Origin of the sequence: Pseudoalteromonas sp. OFAV1, assembly GCF_021532595.1 — a bacterium.
Taxonomy (GTDB): domain Bacteria; phylum Pseudomonadota; class Gammaproteobacteria; order Enterobacterales; family Alteromonadaceae; genus Pseudoalteromonas; species Pseudoalteromonas lipolytica_C.
In genome coordinates this window covers 1-17877 of the sequence record NZ_JAKGBG010000071.1, presented here as the reverse complement: position 1 = coordinate 17877, position 17877 = coordinate 1, and the positions used below count along the sequence as shown (strand labels likewise).

General features: G+C 40.1%; 15 protein-coding genes and 2 pseudogenes. 14 read left to right on the top strand and 3 right to left on the bottom strand.

Annotation, left to right across the window (positions count from 1 at the left end):
* From L1267_RS22585 to ihfA, 5 genes and pseudogenes are all read left to right on the top strand, one after another.
* Positions 1-117: pseudogene (locus L1267_RS22585) on the top strand (IS630 family transposase); the annotation flags it as partial.
* 309 nt (positions 118-426) lie between these two features.
* Entirely contained in the window at positions 427-501 is a 75-nt protein-coding gene (locus L1267_RS23840) for an HdaA/DnaA family protein (protein WP_442960575.1), read from the top strand.
* Between the two features lie 76 nt (positions 502-577).
* Complete coding sequence (gene pheS / locus L1267_RS22580; protein ID WP_062568835.1) at positions 578-1558, top strand: phenylalanine--tRNA ligase subunit alpha; 981 nt, start codon at positions 578-580, stop codon at positions 1556-1558.
* 15 nt (positions 1559-1573) lie between these two features.
* The gene (pheT, locus tag L1267_RS22575) at positions 1574-3961 is read left to right on the top strand and encodes a phenylalanine--tRNA ligase subunit beta (RefSeq protein WP_235384249.1); all 2388 of its coding nucleotides are present in this window, start codon (positions 1574-1576) and stop codon (positions 3959-3961) included.
* Between the two features lie 2 nt (positions 3962-3963).
* A complete protein-coding gene (ihfA, locus tag L1267_RS22570) occupies positions 3964-4263 on the top strand; it encodes an integration host factor subunit alpha (protein ID WP_002960690.1) in 300 nt (99 codons plus the stop codon).
* A gap of 57 nt (positions 4264-4320) precedes the next feature.
* On the opposite strand, the gene L1267_RS22565 is transcribed toward ihfA, so the two are convergent.
* On the bottom strand, positions 4321-5127 hold the full coding sequence (locus tag L1267_RS22565) for a DUF2989 domain-containing protein (protein WP_135925283.1): 807 nt from the start codon (positions 5125-5127) through the stop codon (positions 4321-4323).
* Between the two features lie 174 nt (positions 5128-5301).
* Here L1267_RS22565 and L1267_RS22560 point away from each other — a divergent pair, with 174 nt between their 5' ends.
* From L1267_RS22560 to ccoG, 9 genes are all read left to right on the top strand, one after another.
* A complete protein-coding gene (locus L1267_RS22560) occupies positions 5302-6744 on the top strand; it encodes a glyceraldehyde-3-phosphate dehydrogenase (RefSeq protein ID WP_135925281.1) in 1443 nt (480 codons plus the stop codon).
* 202 nt (positions 6745-6946) lie between these two features.
* On the top strand, positions 6947-8074 hold the full coding sequence (locus L1267_RS22555; protein ID WP_135925279.1) for a M14 family metallopeptidase: 1128 nt from the start codon (positions 6947-6949) through the stop codon (positions 8072-8074).
* A 250-nt stretch (positions 8075-8324) separates the two neighbouring features.
* Entirely contained in the window at positions 8325-9827 is a 1503-nt protein-coding gene (locus L1267_RS22550; RefSeq protein ID WP_235384248.1) for an alanine/glycine:cation symporter family protein, read from the top strand.
* Between the two features lie 151 nt (positions 9828-9978).
* A complete protein-coding gene (locus tag L1267_RS22545) occupies positions 9979-10305 on the top strand; it encodes a hypothetical protein (RefSeq protein WP_135926289.1) in 327 nt (108 codons plus the stop codon).
* A gap of 1 nt (position 10306) precedes the next feature.
* Entirely contained in the window at positions 10307-10588 is a 282-nt protein-coding gene (locus L1267_RS22540; protein WP_135925273.1) for a YeaC family protein, read from the top strand.
* Positions 10578-13259, top strand: coding sequence for a DUF349 domain-containing protein (locus tag L1267_RS22535; protein ID WP_235384246.1), 2682 nt, complete (start codon positions 10578-10580; stop codon positions 13257-13259). Before L1267_RS22540 ends, L1267_RS22535 begins: the two co-directional genes overlap by 11 nt.
* A 53-nt stretch (positions 13260-13312) precedes the next feature.
* Complete coding sequence (locus tag L1267_RS22530) at positions 13313-13870, top strand: DUF1439 domain-containing protein (RefSeq protein ID WP_235384245.1); 558 nt, start codon at positions 13313-13315, stop codon at positions 13868-13870.
* A 111-nt stretch (positions 13871-13981) separates the two neighbouring features.
* Positions 13982-15400 (top strand): sigma-54 interaction domain-containing protein, encoded by a 1419-nt coding sequence (locus L1267_RS22525; protein ID WP_235384244.1) that lies wholly within the window; start codon positions 13982-13984, stop codon positions 15398-15400.
* Between the two features lie 139 nt (positions 15401-15539).
* Entirely contained in the window at positions 15540-16922 is a 1383-nt protein-coding gene (gene ccoG / locus L1267_RS22520; protein WP_235384243.1) for a cytochrome c oxidase accessory protein CcoG, read from the top strand.
* 30 nt (positions 16923-16952) lie between these two features.
* Here ccoG and L1267_RS22515 read toward each other — a convergent pair whose 3' ends face one another.
* The gene (locus L1267_RS22515; protein ID WP_135925261.1) at positions 16953-17369 is read right to left on the bottom strand and encodes a hypothetical protein; all 417 of its coding nucleotides are present in this window, start codon (positions 17367-17369) and stop codon (positions 16953-16955) included.
* Positions 17370-17554: 185 nt separating this feature from the next.
* Positions 17555-17877: pseudogene (locus tag L1267_RS22510) on the bottom strand (peptidase); the annotation flags it as partial.

Sequence of the window (17877 nt, the reverse complement as noted above, 5' to 3'; positions counted from 1 at the left end):
GAATTTATCTCCGCAATCAAAGAATTTTTCGATGTGACCCTACCAAAAGTTGCAGGTTCGCTGGTATCCAGAATTACGGATAATTTTCAGCTACTCAAACCTGCATCTTCAAGTTGAATGGGTATAAACAATTGAATCTTCGTATATACCAATTATTTTCGTATTGCTGTTTTTTGTTACTGAAGTTGTATTTACATCAAAAACTGACAAGTTTTTACTATCTGTGGTTTTATCGTAAGAAGTGCCTATATTAGCGGCGTTGGATGTAGTAGTTATTAGTAGTGGTAGTATTAATAATGGATTGAATTTAGTAATGATATTCATAACAAAGTTCCTTTTTAGTATCTTTTTCTTAACCTAACATCAAGCTGTGTAAAATTCTATGCATACTTGATGAAGAAATTAATTTTTAGTTCAAATTTATAAATTTTAATCATTACCTCGATGGCCGCACAAAGAAAATTAACAATTCCCTTTATAAAATCAACGTTAAAGCTTTAGTAGGGCTAGAATCTAGTCCTTGCTTTCAGTTATCATTAGCTATTACAAAATCCTTCTGTGAAAGACCAGGTACTCAATGAACTTAGAAAATATTTTAGCGCAAGCACTTGAGGCAGTTGCCAGTGCGAATGAAATCGCGCAGTTAGAAGATATCAGGGTTAATTACCTTGGTAAAAAAGGTGAAATCACCAACTTACTTAAAACGCTAGGTAAGATTGCCCCTGAAGAGCGTAAAGAAGCGGGTCAAGTGATTAACCAAGCAAAACAAGAAGTACAAACAGCCATTAACGAAAAGCGTGAGTTACTAGCAAGTAAGGCTCTTGAAGAGAAACTAGCTGCAGAAACGATCGACGTAACTTTACCGGGTCGTGTTATGCCAACAGGTGGCTTACACCCAGTAACTCGTACAATTGAACGTATTGAAAGCTTTTTTGGTGAGTTAGGTTTTGCGGTTAAATCAGGCCCAGAAGTTGAGGATGATTTTCATAACTTCGATGCGCTAAATATTCCTGAGCACCATCCTGCGCGTGCTGATCACGATACTTTCTATTTCAACCCTAAGCTTGTGCTTCGTACACAAACCAGTGGTGTACAAATCCGTACTATGGAAACTGAGCAGCCACCATTGCGCATCATTTCTCCAGGTCGTGTTTATCGTAACGATTATGACCAAACTCACACGCCAATGTTCCACCAAGTGGAAGGCTTAATGGTTGATACAGATGTAAGCTTCACTGAGTTAAAAGGTATTTTGCACGATTTCTTACGTAACTTCTTTGAAGAAGATATGGAAATCCGTTTCCGTCCTTCATATTTCCCGTTTACTGAGCCATCAGCTGAGGTTGATGTTATGGGTAAAAACGGCAAGTGGTTAGAGGTATTAGGCTGTGGCATGGTTCACCCTAACGTTCTTAAATCAGTGGGTATTGATCCAGAAAAATACACAGGCTTCGCATTTGGTATGGGTGTTGAGCGCTTGACTATGTTGCGTTACGGCGTAAACGACTTACGTGCATTTTTCGAAAACGATTTAAAATTCCTAAACCAGTTCCGTTAAGAGTGAAGATATAAAATGAAATTTAGTGAAAAGTGGTTAAGAGAGTGGGTTAACCCAGCAATCGACACACAGGCTCTTTCGGAACAGTTATCAATGGCTGGTCTTGAAGTTGACGGTGTTGAGCCTGCAGCGGCTGAGTTCACAGGCGTTGTAGTTGGTGAAGTGGTTGAGTGTGGTCAACACCCTGATGCTGATAAATTACGTGTAACTAAAGTAAACGTAGGTGGTGATGAGCTACTTGATATCGTTTGTGGTGCACCTAATTGTCGTCAAGGTTTAAAAGTAGCTGTTGCGACAGTTGGCGCTGTATTACCGGGTGACTTCAAAATCAAAAAAGCCAAGCTTCGTGGGCAACCATCTCACGGTATGCTGTGCGCATTCGTTGAGTTAGGTATCAGCGAAGAAGGTGATGGCATCATGGAACTACCAAGTGATGCACCAATCGGCACTGACTTACGCGAGTATTTAAGCCTAGACGACAACATTATTGATGTTGACCTAACACCAAACCGTGGTGACTGTTTAGGTATTAAAGGTCTAGCGCGTGAGGTAGGTGTACTGAACAGTATTGATGTTAACAATCTTGAGATTGCCCCTGTTGCGGCGACGATTGAAGATAAAGTATCCATTGAACTTGTTAATGATGATGCCTGTCCTCGTTATCTAGGTCGTGTAATTAAAAGTATTAACCTTGATGCAGAAACACCGCTTTGGATGGTAGAAAAACTTCGTCGCAGTGGTATTCGTTCAATTGATCCAGTAGTTGATGTTACAAACTACGTGTTATTAGAGCTTGGTCACCCAATGCACGCATTTGATTTAAATGCGATTGAAGGTGGTATTAAAGTTCGCAGCGCTAATGCTGGCGAAGAAATCGTTCTTCTTGATGGCAATACTGCGAAACTAAATGAATCTACACTTGTTATTGCTGATCACAATAAAGCACTTGCTATTGCGGGTATTTTTGGTGGTGAAAAGTCAGGTGTGACTGAGTCAACGTCAGATATTTTATTAGAAAGTGCCTTCTTTAACCCGGTAGCGATTGCTGGTCAAGCACGTAGCTACGGCTTACACACGGATGCATCACACCGCTACGAGCGTGGTGTAGATTTTGCGCTACAAAAAGATGCGATGGAACGTGCTACAGCATTACTTCTAGAGATTGTTGGCGGTGAAGCAGGCCCTGTTGTTGAAGCAGTAGCAACTGATAAATTACCAAAAGTGACAGAAGTGCGTTTACGTCGTGAGCGTTTAGACCGTGTAATTGGTCATCATATTGATGATGCAAAAGTCACTGACATCCTAACGCGCTTGGGTCTAGATGTGAAAATTGTTGATGGTGTATGGAGCGCTGACGTACCTAGCTATCGTTTTGATATTCGTATCGAAGAAGACTTAATTGAAGAAGTTGCACGTGTTTACGGCTATAACAGCATTCCAAACGTTGCACCAACAGCTAAATTAAAAATGACTAACCATGACGAGTCACATGTTGCGGTAACTAAATTCCGCAATACGCTTGTAACACGTGGTTACCAAGAAGCAATTACCTACAGCTTCGTTGATCCAAAAGCACAAGCAATTTTACATCCACAATGTGATGCGCTTGTATTACCACACCCAATTTCAGTTGAAATGTCAGCAATGCGTGTGAGCTTAATGCCGGGTCTATTAGCATCGTTAGTGTACAACCAAAACCGTCAACAACCACGTGTACGTTTATTTGAGCATGGCTTAAAATTCTTACGTGACGAGAATGCTGAAAACGGCGTAAACCAAGTTGCTGTGATTGGTGGTGTAATCTCTGGACTTGCACACGGCGAACATTGGGTTCAAGAAAAGCGTAGCGTTGATTTTTATGACTTAAAAGGCGATGTTGAAGCACTTTTAGCAATTAGCAACGATATTGCACGTTTTGAGATAAAAGCAGAGCAGTCTGATGGCTTACACCCAGGTCAATCAGCAGTTATTTATGTTGATGGTAAAAAAGTAGGATTTTTTGGTGCTGTGCACCCACAAGTGCAAAAGTTACTAGATATCAATAACACAGCCTTTGTATTTGAAATCGAAATGTCAGCCCTTGAAAAAAGAAAATTACCAGAAGCGGTAACGGTCTCGAAATTCCCGTCAAACCGCCGTGATATCGCGATTTTAGTGAAAGATCACGTAAAATCTGGTGATATTTTAAATGTAATAGAAAAAGTTGGCGGAAATCAATTGGTTGACCTAAACTTATTCGATGTGTATAAGGGCAAAGGTATTGAGCCAAATTATAAGAGTTTGGCGATTGCTCTAACACTGCAAGCGGTTGATAGAACGCTCGAAGAGAAAGATATCAATCAAGTAGTTGATAATGTGGTGGCCGCATTGGCCGAACAATTTAACGCATCGTTGAGGGACTAGATATGGCGCTTACTAAAGCCGACATAGCTGAACACCTATTTGAAAAACTCGGGATCAATAAAAAAGATGCCAAAGATTTAGTTGAAGCGTTTTTTGAAGAAATCCGCTCAGCGCTAGAAAAAGGCGAGCAAGTAAAGCTCTCTGGATTTGGTAACTTTGATCTTCGAGATAAGAAAGAACGTCCAGGTCGCAATCCGAAAACAGGTGAAGACATCCCTATTTCGGCACGCCGAGTAGTGACTTTTAGACCAGGTCAAAAGCTAAAAACTCGTGTAGAAGTTGGCACAAGCAAAGCAAAATAAGAAAAGGCAGCGTTAGCTGCCTTTTTTATTTGTCTAAGCACTGCACTAGCGAATTTATTAAAACCCGCGTGGTGATACGAAGCTACCCGCTTGGATGCTATCGTAGGTTTTTTGCGCTAAATCATCTAAGCTGTCCAGGCTTTTACCTGCGGCAGCGAGTTGATGCTCGATAGGTAAAATATCGACATCTTCATACCCAGATAATTGTGCTACACGTGCAAAGGTGTAGGCATGCTTATACTTTTCATGTTTGTAGAATAAGCTCACAAGAGTAGGGTAGATTTCAGGGTTGGGTGTTTCACCTGCTTTATTCAGTTCTAGCGTTTTGTAAAGCAAGTCTATGGTTTTTTCATCATCAAACTTAACGTAGTAGCTTGCTAAGAAAAACTGCATTTCTGCATCTTCAGTTACGCGCTTATCTTGTTTTTCTTCAAGGGCGAGAAGTTTCGTTAACGCTGATTGATCGTTATTACGTGACCAATGGTAATACAACAAACCTGGATGGTTTGTGTCTTTTGTATCTTGGAAGATACGTGTCATCTCTTTAATACTGGTTAAATGACCTTCAACACGAGACGTCGTTTTTTCTTTTAGTTTTATATGCTCAATTTTGGCAGCGAGCGATACACACTGATCGTATTTCTCGAAATCTTTTAATAACTGGTATTTGTTTTCGTCTGTTGGTGACTTATATTCAACATATCGCTGAATGATGACCTCGGCACGTTGCTCTTTACAGTGACTGTCTTTATTTAAATCACTGCAAAAGCCAGGAGTCTCTTCGCATACCTTTGCCAGTGTAAGCGGATCTTCACACCCCGTTAACGCCAATAAACCAAGCAACACGCTTGCTCTTAATAACATTCCTTAACCTCGACTTAATAATTACGACTTTATTCTAGCGCAATGAATTGTTCTGTAACAGTGGAGAATCATTTGAGTTTAAATTAGAATAGCCGTGCCTAAGATGTGTTGCTCTCAAATCACAACACATTTTCAAAGGCTATCCGTTCAAAATTGTTTAATTAGGTAAAAAAAATGACCTCATCTCACGAGTTAGAATACACAAGCAGCTGGCAAGAACGTCAAGATTACGCAGAAAGTATGCAACCAATCATTGGTAGACTTTACCGTAATCGTGGTATCGAAATCGCTGTATATGGCCGTCCTCTCGTTAATGCCAGTACAATCGATATCATCAAAGCGCACAAAACAGTTGCTCAGTTTGAAGGTACAAAACTACGTTTACGTGAAAGCTTCCCTTTCTTAGAAGCAATTAGCAAAATGGATTTAAATTCTGCACGTATCGATATTGGTAAACTAGCGTATGGTTATTTGTTTAACGATGCTGCAAAAGGTCGTTCAGTTGAAGAGTACTTAACTGACGAACTTGCAGAAATCGCAAACTCAGAGCGTAAAGAACCACGTGATGTTGTGTTGTACGGTTTTGGTCGTATTGGTCGTTTATTAGCGCGTCTATTAATCGAAAAGTCAGGTCCTTATGCAGACCTACGTTTACGTGCAATCGTTGTGCGTGGCGGTAAAGACGGCGACCTAGAAAAGCGTGCAAGCTTACTTCGTCGTGACTCTATCCACGGTCCATTCAATGGCTCAATCACAATTGATAAAGAGCGTAATGCAATTAAAGCTAACGGTAGCTACATTCAAGTTATCTACGCTAACTCACCAAGTGAAGTTGATTACACAGCTTACGGCATCGAGAATGCACTTGTTGTTGATAACACAGGTATCTGGAAAGACGAAGCAGGCCTTGGTCAGCACTTAGAAGCAAAAGGCGCAGCAAAAGTATTATTAACTGCACCAGCTAAAGGCAACATCAAGAACATCGTTTACGGTGTAAATAACCAAGATATCAAACCTGAAGATAAAATTGTCTGTGCAGCAAGCTGTACAACCAATGCTATTACCCCAACGTTAAAAGCGCTTAACGATAAGTTCGGTATCAAGAATGGTCACGTTGAAACTGTTCACTCGTATACCAATGACCAAAACTTAATTGATAACTACCACAAAGCTGAACGCCGTGGTCGTGCTGCTGCACTTAACATGGTTATCACGTCTACGGGTGCTGCAAAAGCGGTTTCTAAAGCTTTACCTGAGCTTGAAGGTAAACTTACAGGTAACGCTATCCGTGTTCCTACACCAAACGTATCAATGGCAATCTTGAACTTAAACCTTGAAAAAGGCACTACAGTTGAAGAGCTAAATGCGTTCTTACGTGAAACAGCACTTTACTCAGACCTTCGTGACCAAATCGATTACACAGCGTCTACAGAAATCGTATCTACTGACTTAGTGGGTAGCCGTTACGCTGGTGTTGTTGACTCACAAGCGACTATCGTAGATGACAACCGTGTTGTTCTTTATGTTTGGTACGATAATGAGTTTGGTTATAGCTGTCAGGTAGTACGTTGTATGCGTGATATGGCTGAAGTAACTTTCCCAAGTTTACCTCGCTAATACCTAAGCTATAAAGAATCTAGAAGCCAGCATTATGCTGGCTTTTTTAGTCGTGAAAGTTTTTGCAAATTTTCAGCATGTGGTAGGCTGTTAAGGGTCTACACCATATTACTAACGAAACGTTCTAACGGTAGGGCGTTGACTTAATTCTTAACTTACAAACGAATAGCTAAGAATTATTTTTAACCAATAGGTTTATAGAATGAAAATCACCAGCAATTTTGATAGTGGTAATATCAAGGTTATTGAAGCCGTTGATCCACTGAATATTCAATTAGAAATTAATAAAGACAATCAGTCTGATTTTTTCCAGTGGTTTCACTTTCGTCTTGAAACAACCGCGTTTCAAAACCATAAATTACACATTAATAACCTAGAAAACTCAGCGTATCCTGATGGCTGGGATGGTTATCATGCGGTTGCATCATACGATCGTCAAACTTGGTTCCGTGTTCCATCTGAATATGCAAACGGTACATTATCATTTGAAGTTGAGCCTGAGTGCAGCAGCATGTATTTTGCTTATTTCGCACCATATAGCTATGACCGTCACCTTGATTTATTAGCATGGGCACAAAGCCAGCATGCGTGTGAACTAGAAACTTTAGGTGAAACTCTTGATGGTCGTGACATGAGTGTATTACGTGTCGGTATTCCTAGCAGTGAAAAGAAAAAAATCTGGATCACGGCACGTCAGCACCCAGGTGAAACAATGGCTGAGTGGTATGTTGAAGGTTTACTTCATAAATTACTTGATGACGAAGACCCACATGCAGCGGCACTATTATCTAAAGCAGTGTTCTATATTGTGCCAAACATGAACCCTGATGGCAGTGTGCGTGGTCACTTACGTACTAACGCTAAAGGCGTTAACTTGAACCGTGAATGGCAAACACCAAGCATGGAAAATAGCCCTGAAGTATTTTTAGTGCTTAACAAAATGCGTGAAACGGGCCTTGATATGCACTTAGATATTCATGGTGACGAAGCTATTCCTTATAACTTTGTTGCGGGTAGCGAAGGTATTCCAGGTTACGATGATCGTTTAAAAGAGTTAGAAGATAGCTTTAAAGCTGCGCTTTTAACTGTAACGCCTGAGTTCCAAGACGAACACGGTTATCCAAAAGATGAGCCAGGTCAGGCTAATCTAACGGTAGGTTCTTCAGCTGTAGCGCATGAGTTTAATGCATTAGCGTATACGGTAGAGATGCCATTTAAAGATAACGATGATTTACCAGACCCTGATTACGGCTGGTCTGACCGTCGTTCATATCAGTTTGGTCAAGATACGTTAGCGGCTATTGTTAACGTTGTTGATAAATTAAGATAACAACATTAAGCAAATTTTGCGGGTATCAATCAGATTGATGCCCGTTTTTTTTGGTTGACTAATACAAAGCACATTTGTCATATTGAAAATTAACTGTTAACAAAGTTAGGTTGTTTAAGTTAATATTCAGTACATCTAGCTGAGAGAAGATTATTTTTGATTAATTCTCAGATCATTATGTCGCGCATTCTCATTCGCTAACGCAGAGCATCGTAACTATCAATAAAAAATATAATTATAGAGGATATCCATGGAAGCTTTTGTAAGCGCCGTCAATGACGTAATTTGGAGTAGTGCACTCATTTACTTATGTCTAGGTGCAGGCCTGTTTTATTCCGTTTTAACCCGTTTCGCGCAAGTTCGACATTTCAAAGAAATGTGTAAGTTATTGCTAAGTTCTAATAACTCAGATACAGGAATTTCATCATTCCAAGCTCTGGCTGTTTCATTATCGGGCCGTGTTGGTGTTGGTAATATTGCCGGGGTTGCTGCTGCGATCGGCTTTGGTGGTCCAGGTGCGATTTTTTGGATGTGGATTGTCGCATTTTTAGGCGCAAGTACTGCATATGCAGAATCAACGCTAGGTCAAATTTATAAGTCAGAAGAAGATGGTCAGTATCGAGGTGGCCCTGCTTATTACTTCGACAGATGTTTACAACAAAAGTGGCTTGCAGTGTTATTTGCTCTATCCGCTATTATTGCTTGTGGTGTTTTCTTACCTGGCGTACAAGCAAACGCAGTGGGTAATGCATTCACACAAGTCTTCGGTGAAGGCACATTGGTTAGCACCAGCTTTGGTGAAGTAGGTAGCTTTAAGCTAGTTGCCCTTGCAATCATTTTAATTGTACTTGCGTTTATCATCTTCGGTGGCATTAAACGTATCGCAAACTTCACACAAATTGTGGTGCCATTTATGGCGCTAGGTTACATCGTGTTAGCTTTAATCGTGGTGTTCTTAAACTTAGATAAAGTGCCAGGCATTTTCTCAATGATCTTATCTGATGCATTCACTGCGCAAGCAGGTTTTGGTGCTGCGATTGGTTGGGGTGTTAAACGTGGTATCTATTCAAACGAAGCAGGCCAAGGTACGGGTCCGCATGCAGCATCTGCAGCTGAAGTAGACCACCCGGCTCAACAAGGCTTAGTGCAAGCATTCTCTGTTTATGTTGATACTATTTTCGTTTGTACAGCAACAGCGCTAATGATTCTAATCACTAAACAATACAATATTGTGGGTGAGTTACCTGCAGGTCAATTTATTGTACAAAATGTTGATGCTGCAACTGAAGTAGGCTCAGCAGCATTTACTCAGATGGCACTGTTTAGTGTATTTGGCGGTTTTGGTGAAGCGTTTGTTGGTATTGCTTTATTCTTCTTTGCATTTACAACCATTCTTGCTTATTACTATATTGCTGAAACTAACGTTGCTTATTTAAACCGTTATTTTAAAGGTAATATTCCACTGGTTGTTGTGAAGTTCGTCATTATGTTTATGGTGGCTTACGGTATGGTAAATAGCTCAGGTTATATCTGGAATATCGGTGACATTGGTGTTGGTTTAATGGCGTGGATCAACATCGTGGGTATTTTAGCTATTTTCTTTGTTGCCAAACCTGCTCTTAATTGTCTACGAGATTATGAAGACCAAAAGAAAGCGGGTGGTGAAATCATCTTTGACCCAGTTAAATTAGGCATTAAAAATGCGACTTTCTGGGAAAAGCGTCTAGCTGAAAAGGCGAAACAGAAACAATAAATCAGCTTTTTGAGTATTTGTCGTGAATTTAGTTGTATAGGTTTTCGAATCTTCACAAATGAATGAAATTCAAATAAGACATCGACTCATAAAACAAGTACAATAAAGGGCGCCTAAAGGCGCCTTTTTTATGCGTAGTATGGAGAAAGATATGGCGATTATTAGTTGCCCGCAATGTGCAAAATCAATATCTGACAAACATAAACAATGCCCGCATTGTGAATGCCAAGTCACCGATCTAAGCAATGAGCAGTTGCAGCAAATGCAAAAAGAAACGCGTATTCGTAGACAGCAAAAGTTTATGAATCAGTCTTTCCTCGCACTGATATTATTTTTAGGTGGCTTTTTCTGTTATTACTTTATGCATCCAGAAACAGAGTCTATTGAGTGGTATGCCTATTCGACAGCAATGGCAGTAGGTTTTGTATGGTATATAGTGTGCCGTATCTATTTAGTTGTTTTAAAAAAGAAAAAGTAGCATGAATATTGATCATATTGTTAAAAATATCACCCCGGAAGTATTTGAACGTCTTCAGTATGGTGCGTCTACAGGTAAATGGCCTGATGGCACTCCATTATCAGAAGAGCAAAAACAACAAACAGTTCAACTCGTGATGCTTTACCAAGCTAAAGTTTCGCAAACCAATGAGCAGTTTACCATTGGCGCAAATGGTGAAATGGTGCAAAAGAGTAAAGCTCAATTGCAAAAAGAATTCGCATCAGAAAATGAAATAGCTAGGTTTAGTGAAAATGATCTTTAAACACCTGTTTACTCCAAAATGGAAACACCCTAAAAGTCAGGTTCGTTTAGCAGCAGTTGAACGCCTTGATACAGAACGTGATCTTAGCATCTTAAATAGTATTGCCCTTGAAGATAGCTCCGCTGAGATCCGTAAAAAAGCCTTGAATAAAGTGAACGATCTTGTTTTATGGTGGCAAGTATACAAGCAAGACCAAGCACTTAAAGAAATTGCAGAGCAGCACATTAATCAAGCTGTTTTGAATACTGATAGCAAACTTGACGCGAGTATTAAAAACGAGTTTATTGAGCGTTATGCGCCAGTGAAAACCCTTGAAAAGCTAGCATTTGCAGAAAAAGAAATTCAAGTTCGTGTTAAATTATTAAAGCGTTTAGCAAACCCAAGCCTAATTGATAAAGCCTTTAAAGAAGGCCGCGAAGAGCTACAATTGCAACTTGTTGAGCTTGTCATTAACCACCAACTTGCCAAGCCACTACTAAAACATGCAAAAGGTGAAGCGCATACACAACTTGCGGCTCATCTTGAGAATGAACGTTTAGCAGTAGAAATGCCTGCAAAAGTCGAAGCTGATACTCGCGTTATATTGGCGAAATTGAATGCGCTTCGTGATAAAAATGATTTTCAGCTAGTATCGCTGCAACATGCTGAGCTATTACAACAGTGGCAAGCAATCGAGTTAAAATGGCTCAGTGATGAGCAAGTAAGCGTACTTGATAAAAAATACTCTACGATTACCCAAAAGCTTGAAGCTCACATTGCAACACTAAGCAAAGAGCATGAAGCAATGCAGCAAGCATTAGCTGAGCAACAGCGTCAGGTACTAGCCCTTGCAACCCTTGAAGCTATTGGCGAAGAAATTGAAAACGCATTGCAATTAGGTTTAGAAACGCCAGAGCAAATTCAGCAAGATTGGCTTGAGGCTAAAGTTGCAGAAGCAAAAGATACCTTGGCTGAAGCAAACTTAGTTGATAATCAAAATGTTCGTGATGTTAAACAGCACTTGTCAAATCTATTTAAGCAAGTTGAGCAATTACCACAACTTGTTACCGCGATTGCAGAGTTTAAAGCTGCGTTTGATGCTTTAAAAGCGATTACCACGACTGAAGACGAAAATGAGTTTGATGGCTTAAAGCAGCAGTTTGAACAACAGCAAAAAGTGGCTCGCAAAAAACTAGCAAGTATTCCGAGTCGTTTACAAGGTCGCTTTAAAGCAAATTTAGCTGAAGCAGTAAACAGCTGGCAGCAAGCAATGGCACCGCTGACAAATAAGTTTGAAAAGAATCAACAAACAGCAAAACGCAAAGCCCGTGATGTGAAGCGTTTGATTGAACAAGGCCGTTTCAATGTGGCGTTTGGAGTGTTTAAAGGCTTTGAAGAGTTATACGACACACTTACAGATTACTATAAACAGCCTTTAAATAGTCTAAAAGCTGATTTAGAAGCCCAATTAGCAGAAGCAAAAGATTGGCAAAAATATGCATCAGCGCCAAAGCGTGATGCATTACTTGCTGAAGTCAATGAACTTGCTGCAATCGAGTGTACAGACCCTAAACAACGTGCTGAACAAGTTAAACAGTTACGTCGTCGTTGGAATGAATTAGGTCGTTTAGATACGGATGCAGAGAAACAACAAGGTGAGTTATTCGATCAACAGATTGAACTATTGTTTGCCCCATGTCGCGAGTATTTTGCAGAGCAAGAGCAGCAACGTGAGCAAGCTAAAGCACAGCGTGTTGATATTATTGCGCAAATGCAGCAACTCAATGAACTTGATACTGAATCTGGTGAATTTGATTGGAAACAGTTTGAAAGTAAGTTTAACCGTGTTGTTAAAGCATGGCGTTCTGCGGGTAATGTTGACCCTAAAACATACCGTGAACTACAAGCGCAATTCAAAGCTGCGCAATCACAAGTACAAGGCCAATTAGTTGCGTTTCATAAAGCAAATGCTGAGCAAAAAGCCGCACTTGTAGAACAAGCAACACTGTTATCTCAAAGTGATGATTTGGCTGCTGCGTGTCAAGAGCTCAAAGCATTGCAACAAACTTGGCAAACAATTGGCTTTGCGGGAATGAAAGCTGAAAACAACTTATGGCAACAATTCAGACGTGTTAACGACGACACATTTGCCAAGCGTAGTGCTGAGTTTGAACAGCAAAAACAAGTACAACAGCAAAATGATGAAGTTGTAGCTGAGCAGTTAACTGAACTTGAAACTGCCCTTGAGAGTGTAGTGCATCTTGCACAGCTTAAAGATTTAACGGTGAAATTGGCAGGACTTGAGTACTCAAAAGCGTTGTCTGCTCGAGTGGCTCAGTTAGAGTCAGCAATTAGCGAAAAAACGAAGGTTATTAGTAAGCAAGCAGAGCAGTCTAAGTTAACGGCTTTGTTTGCAGCTCTTGAGAGCAGCAGTGAGCTTCCGTCGCAATTCCAAGCTTCATTAACGACTAGCTTAACTGCTGAGCAGCTCTTAACACGTATCGAGATTCTTGCAGGTGTTGAGTCTGCTGATAGTCAGTTACGTATGACAGAACAAGTTGCGATGTTAGATGATAAACACCGTGGTGAAAAAGCCGATGTTTATTATTACTTAAAGCAATTACTTGCAGTCAGTGAGGGTTCAGTTTCTGCTGACACACTAGCAAGGCTTAAAGCAATATTTGCAATTTAACGAATAAAACCGCTTTTTATAGCGGTTTTTTTCCGTGTTTTTTGAGGGAAACAATGAGAATTTTATTATTACTTACCTGCTTATTTTTAGGTGCATGTAAAAGTACAAATCAAGGTATGTCTGTGTACTCGTTTACCAATTCAGAAATTGAAGCAGCCCTTGCTGATCAATTACCAAAATTGAGTGAGCAAATTAAATTAATGGGCTTACCTGTTGATTTTGCGGTAAATGACCTAAGTGTAAATGTAGGCCCAGATAAGCGTGATGTGGTAGTGTTAGGAGCCGATTCAAGCGCTGTTATTAAAGCCTTTGCGCTTAAATATCCAGTACGCTTGAAGCTGCAAATTGAAGGTAGCCCATTTTATGACAGTGAGAAAAAAGCGGTTTTTTTACGTAATGTAAAACTGGTTGATACAACAATCGATACAGCAGGTTTTAAGGGAAGCTTAAACTTATTAGATGATCAGGCAATGCAAGTGATCAACGGATTTTTAGCTGTTAACCCTGTCTATAAGTTAAATATGAACGATCCTAAGTTAGCATTACTGAGTAAATTGCCATTAGATATGAAAGTATCTCAGGACGAAATTATCTTAGTGCCTAACTTATAATAGTATTAAAATATCTAAAGCGGCATTAAGCCGCTTTTTTTGTAATTGCTTGTTAAGCAAGTTTAACCTTGTCATAATTACTCGTGATATTTCGCGAGTTGAGTGACTGCTATGATCAAGGAATTTTTAAACGACCCCACATTATTGCTCAATGCAGTTGGCGAAGGGATTTATGGCTTTGACTTATCGGGCAATGCGGTCTTTGTAAATCCTGCTGCTGAGCGCATGACTGGCTGGAAAGCTGAAGAACTGCTTGGTAAAAAAATACATCAATATCATCATCATACTCGTAAAGACGGCTCACCATATCCCGCAGATGAATGTCAGATATATTGCACTATGTTCGATGGTAAACATCGCCACGTAAACGATGAAGTATTCTGGCGTAAAGATGGTAGCTATTTTGCTGTTGAGTATACTTCTACACCCGTTTATAAAAATGGGGCCTTAATTGGTGCAGTCGCGATTTTTCGCGATGTATCAAAACAGCAGCAAACAGAAGTCGCATTGCGTGATGCCTTAGCGCAAGTCCAGCACTTATCTGAACAGCTACAAGCTGAGAATGCTTATCTTATTTCAGAGTTAAACGAAGATTGGCAAGATTCAGGTTTAGTGGGGCAAAGTCATTCTTTTCAAACGATGTTAGAACAAATTACTTTAGTTAGCCAAACTAACAGCACTGTTCTAATTTTAGGTGAAAACGGCACAGGCAAAGAGCTCGTGGCACGAAACTTACATCGTTTGAGTAGCCGAGCTAAGCAACCATTTATTAGGGTTAATTGTGCTGCTTTTTCTGCAAACTTAATTGAGTCTGAGTTATTTGGCCATGAGAAAGGGGCGTTTACAGGGGCCAATGAGCGCAGAAAAGGGCGTTTTGAACTGGCCGATAAAGGCACATTATTTTTAGATGAAGTGGCAGAATTGCCATTAGAAGCACAAAGTAAATTACTTCGCGTGCTGCAAGAACAAGAGTTTGAGCGCGTGGGTGGCAGTCAAACCTTAAAAGTCGATATTCGAGTACTGGCTGCAACAAATCGTAATTTGTGGCAAATGGTCGAGCAGGGTAGCTTTAGAATGGACTTGTACTATCGCTTAAATGTCTTTCCTATTCGTGTGCCTGCGCTTCGTGAGCGAAAAGAAGATATCCCGCTCCTTGCTGCAAACATAATTACACAGCTTAACAAGCGCTTAGGTAAACAGTTAAAGGGGCTTAGCAAAGCTACACTCACTAAACTGGCTAATTATGATTGGCCAGGCAATATTCGTGAACTACAAAATATCCTAGAGCGTGAAGCTATTTTGTCTAAGCAAACTGTATTACAGCTCTCTGCGCCGTTGAATAACGAGCAACCGAATGAGCAAGTTGTTTCCCTTGATTCTGTACAAAAGCAGCATATTTGTGAGGTACTTAAGCGATGCAACGGACAAATATCAGGTGAAAATGGCGCTGCAACTTTGCTGGGTCTTCCTGAGAGTACCCTTAGATCAAAAATGAAAAAGTTAGGTATACAACGCAGTTTCGCGAAATAACGCGCGCTTTCGTGATATTTCGCGATTTATGGTGCGGTAAAATTAAATTAATCATTTAATATCAGTAGCTTATATTTTATTTGTGTTGGCCTGATAGTTGCTCTGTCAGGCTATTACCGACACAAAAGTAAGTAGCAAAATGAAATTTGATATTAAAGAACAAGACTTAATCATCAAGCCCTACAACCAAGAAGGGCCAATTTATATTCGAGAGCAAAAAGGGCATTTTCAACGTATCCGTCGTTACTTAGGCTGGGTGCTGATGCTGACGTTTATCGCCATACCATGGATCCCATATGATGGTCGCCAAGCTGTATTACTCGATGTAGCGAGCCAAAAATTTACCCTGTTTGGATTAACGCTGTTACCACAAGATTTTATGATCTTAGCCATGCTATTTATGACTGGCGCGTTTGCTTTGTTCTTCGTCACTAATTGGTTAGGGCGTGTTTGGTGTGGTTACATTTGCCCACAAACAATTTGGATGCTGATGTTTACTTGGGTCGAGCATAAAGTCGAAGGTAACCGAAACCAGCGTATTAAACTTGATAAAGCTGATTGGTCAGTAAGTAAATGGCAAAAGAAAATCACTAAGCATGCAGCTTGGCTGGTGATCTCTTTGCTTACATCTATGTCATTTATGGCTTATTTCATCCCTGCTAAGTCTCTTTACATGAGTTTATTTACCCTAGAAATGTCTGGGATCGTCAGCTTTTGGGTATTCCTGTTCGCTTTTTGTACCTATGGTAATGCGGGCTTTCTACGCGAAAAAATGTGTACTGTCGCATGCCCTTATTCACGTTTTCAATCAGTGATGTTTGATAAAGACACGTTAGTGGTTACCTACGATCAAGCGCGAGGGGAGTCTCGTGGTGCGCGTAAACGTAAAGCCGATCCTAGAGAGTTAGGTTTAGGTGACTGCGTAGACTGTAACTTATGTGTTGAAGTATGTCCGGCCGGTATCGATATTCGTAATGGCTTGCAGTATGAATGCATAAACTGCGGCTTATGTATCGATGCGTGTGATAGCACTATGGAAAAATTCAATTATCAAAAAGGCCTGATCAAGTACGCCTCTGAAAAACAAATGGAAGGCAAAACGACCAACCCGTTTAGATTAAAACTGCTTGGCTATGGTGGTTTAACGGCGTTGTTTGTTGTTGGTATGGTTGTATGGATGGCAATGCGTACACCTATTGAAGCCTCTGTCATTCGTGATCGTAATGCCCTGTATCGTGTTAATTTTGAAGGCTTAGTAGAAAACCCATATACCTTATCAATTATCAACAAAACACAGCATAGTTTGAGCTATTCAATCGGTATCAGTGGTATTGAAGAAGCAAGCTTACAGGTGCCCGAAAATATTACAGTTGAGGCGGGTCAGATGAAGCGTGTGCCTGTTACTGTGGTTGCTGATGGCTATGAATTGAAATCAAAGGTAACGCCTATCAGTTTTCACATTCAAGCATTAGAAGATGCTGATATCGCAATTACCAAAGAAACTAAGTTTTACCGAGATTGATCCTGACCTAAAAGTGAAAATGGCTTGTAGTTAACAAGCCATCTTTGCAAATTCGAGCTGCTTTTGCACATAAGCTTTAGCGCTGTCTAAATCATCAAATAAACAGTCCATTATTTGAATCGGAGATTGCGCTTGCGCAATGATGCGTTTCATTTGGTTAAGCACAATGGATGAGCTAAACATATAAGCGGTTGCTACACAGTTTGTGCCTTGCAGGGCACGAAATAATTGGGTAAAACCACGTTCTGCATCAGGGGTGGTAGCAAGTAATTGGGTAGAATGACTAATATATGCCCACGGCTTTCCAGCTAAAGCAGTAATATGCTTTTTTAAATCGACTGCAAAGTCATTGACTAAACGTGCGTTAATATTACCAGAAAATTGTCCAATAATAATTGGACCATCAGTGATGATACTGACACTGCCATAGTGATTCTTAAATTCCAATTTGCTTCCCTTTTGAATTAAAAAGAGCGCGAATTTTATACAATTGTATGTATGTGTCTAGTTATTTAGTATGTAAAAAAGAAAAAACATATTTTTTTCTTTATTTGGATTTAGGTGAGGTTTTTATTTGTATAATTGCATTCAGAGCGAATAAATAAGTCGCTCTGAATTTAAAATATAGCTAACTATTTGTTAACAATGTAGTTCAAAGCACCAGTAATTGAGGCTACTTGTGCATCAATACAAATTTTATCATTTGCTTGTGGGCTGTCAGGGTAAACCTCTGTTGTTGTGACATATTCTGCATCGGTTAAGCCCATACATAACCCCAGCTTTTTGGCTTGGTAATTAATAACGCCAAATTGAGTTTGTGGTACACCAATCAACTGGTTATTCTCATCACTTGGTGCGATGTGGGTTACTTTCTCAACTGATTTTATAATCGCTGTTTGAAATGCATCATGCGGACGTTCGCTATCAGCAACAAGATAAAAGCCGTCTGGAATGT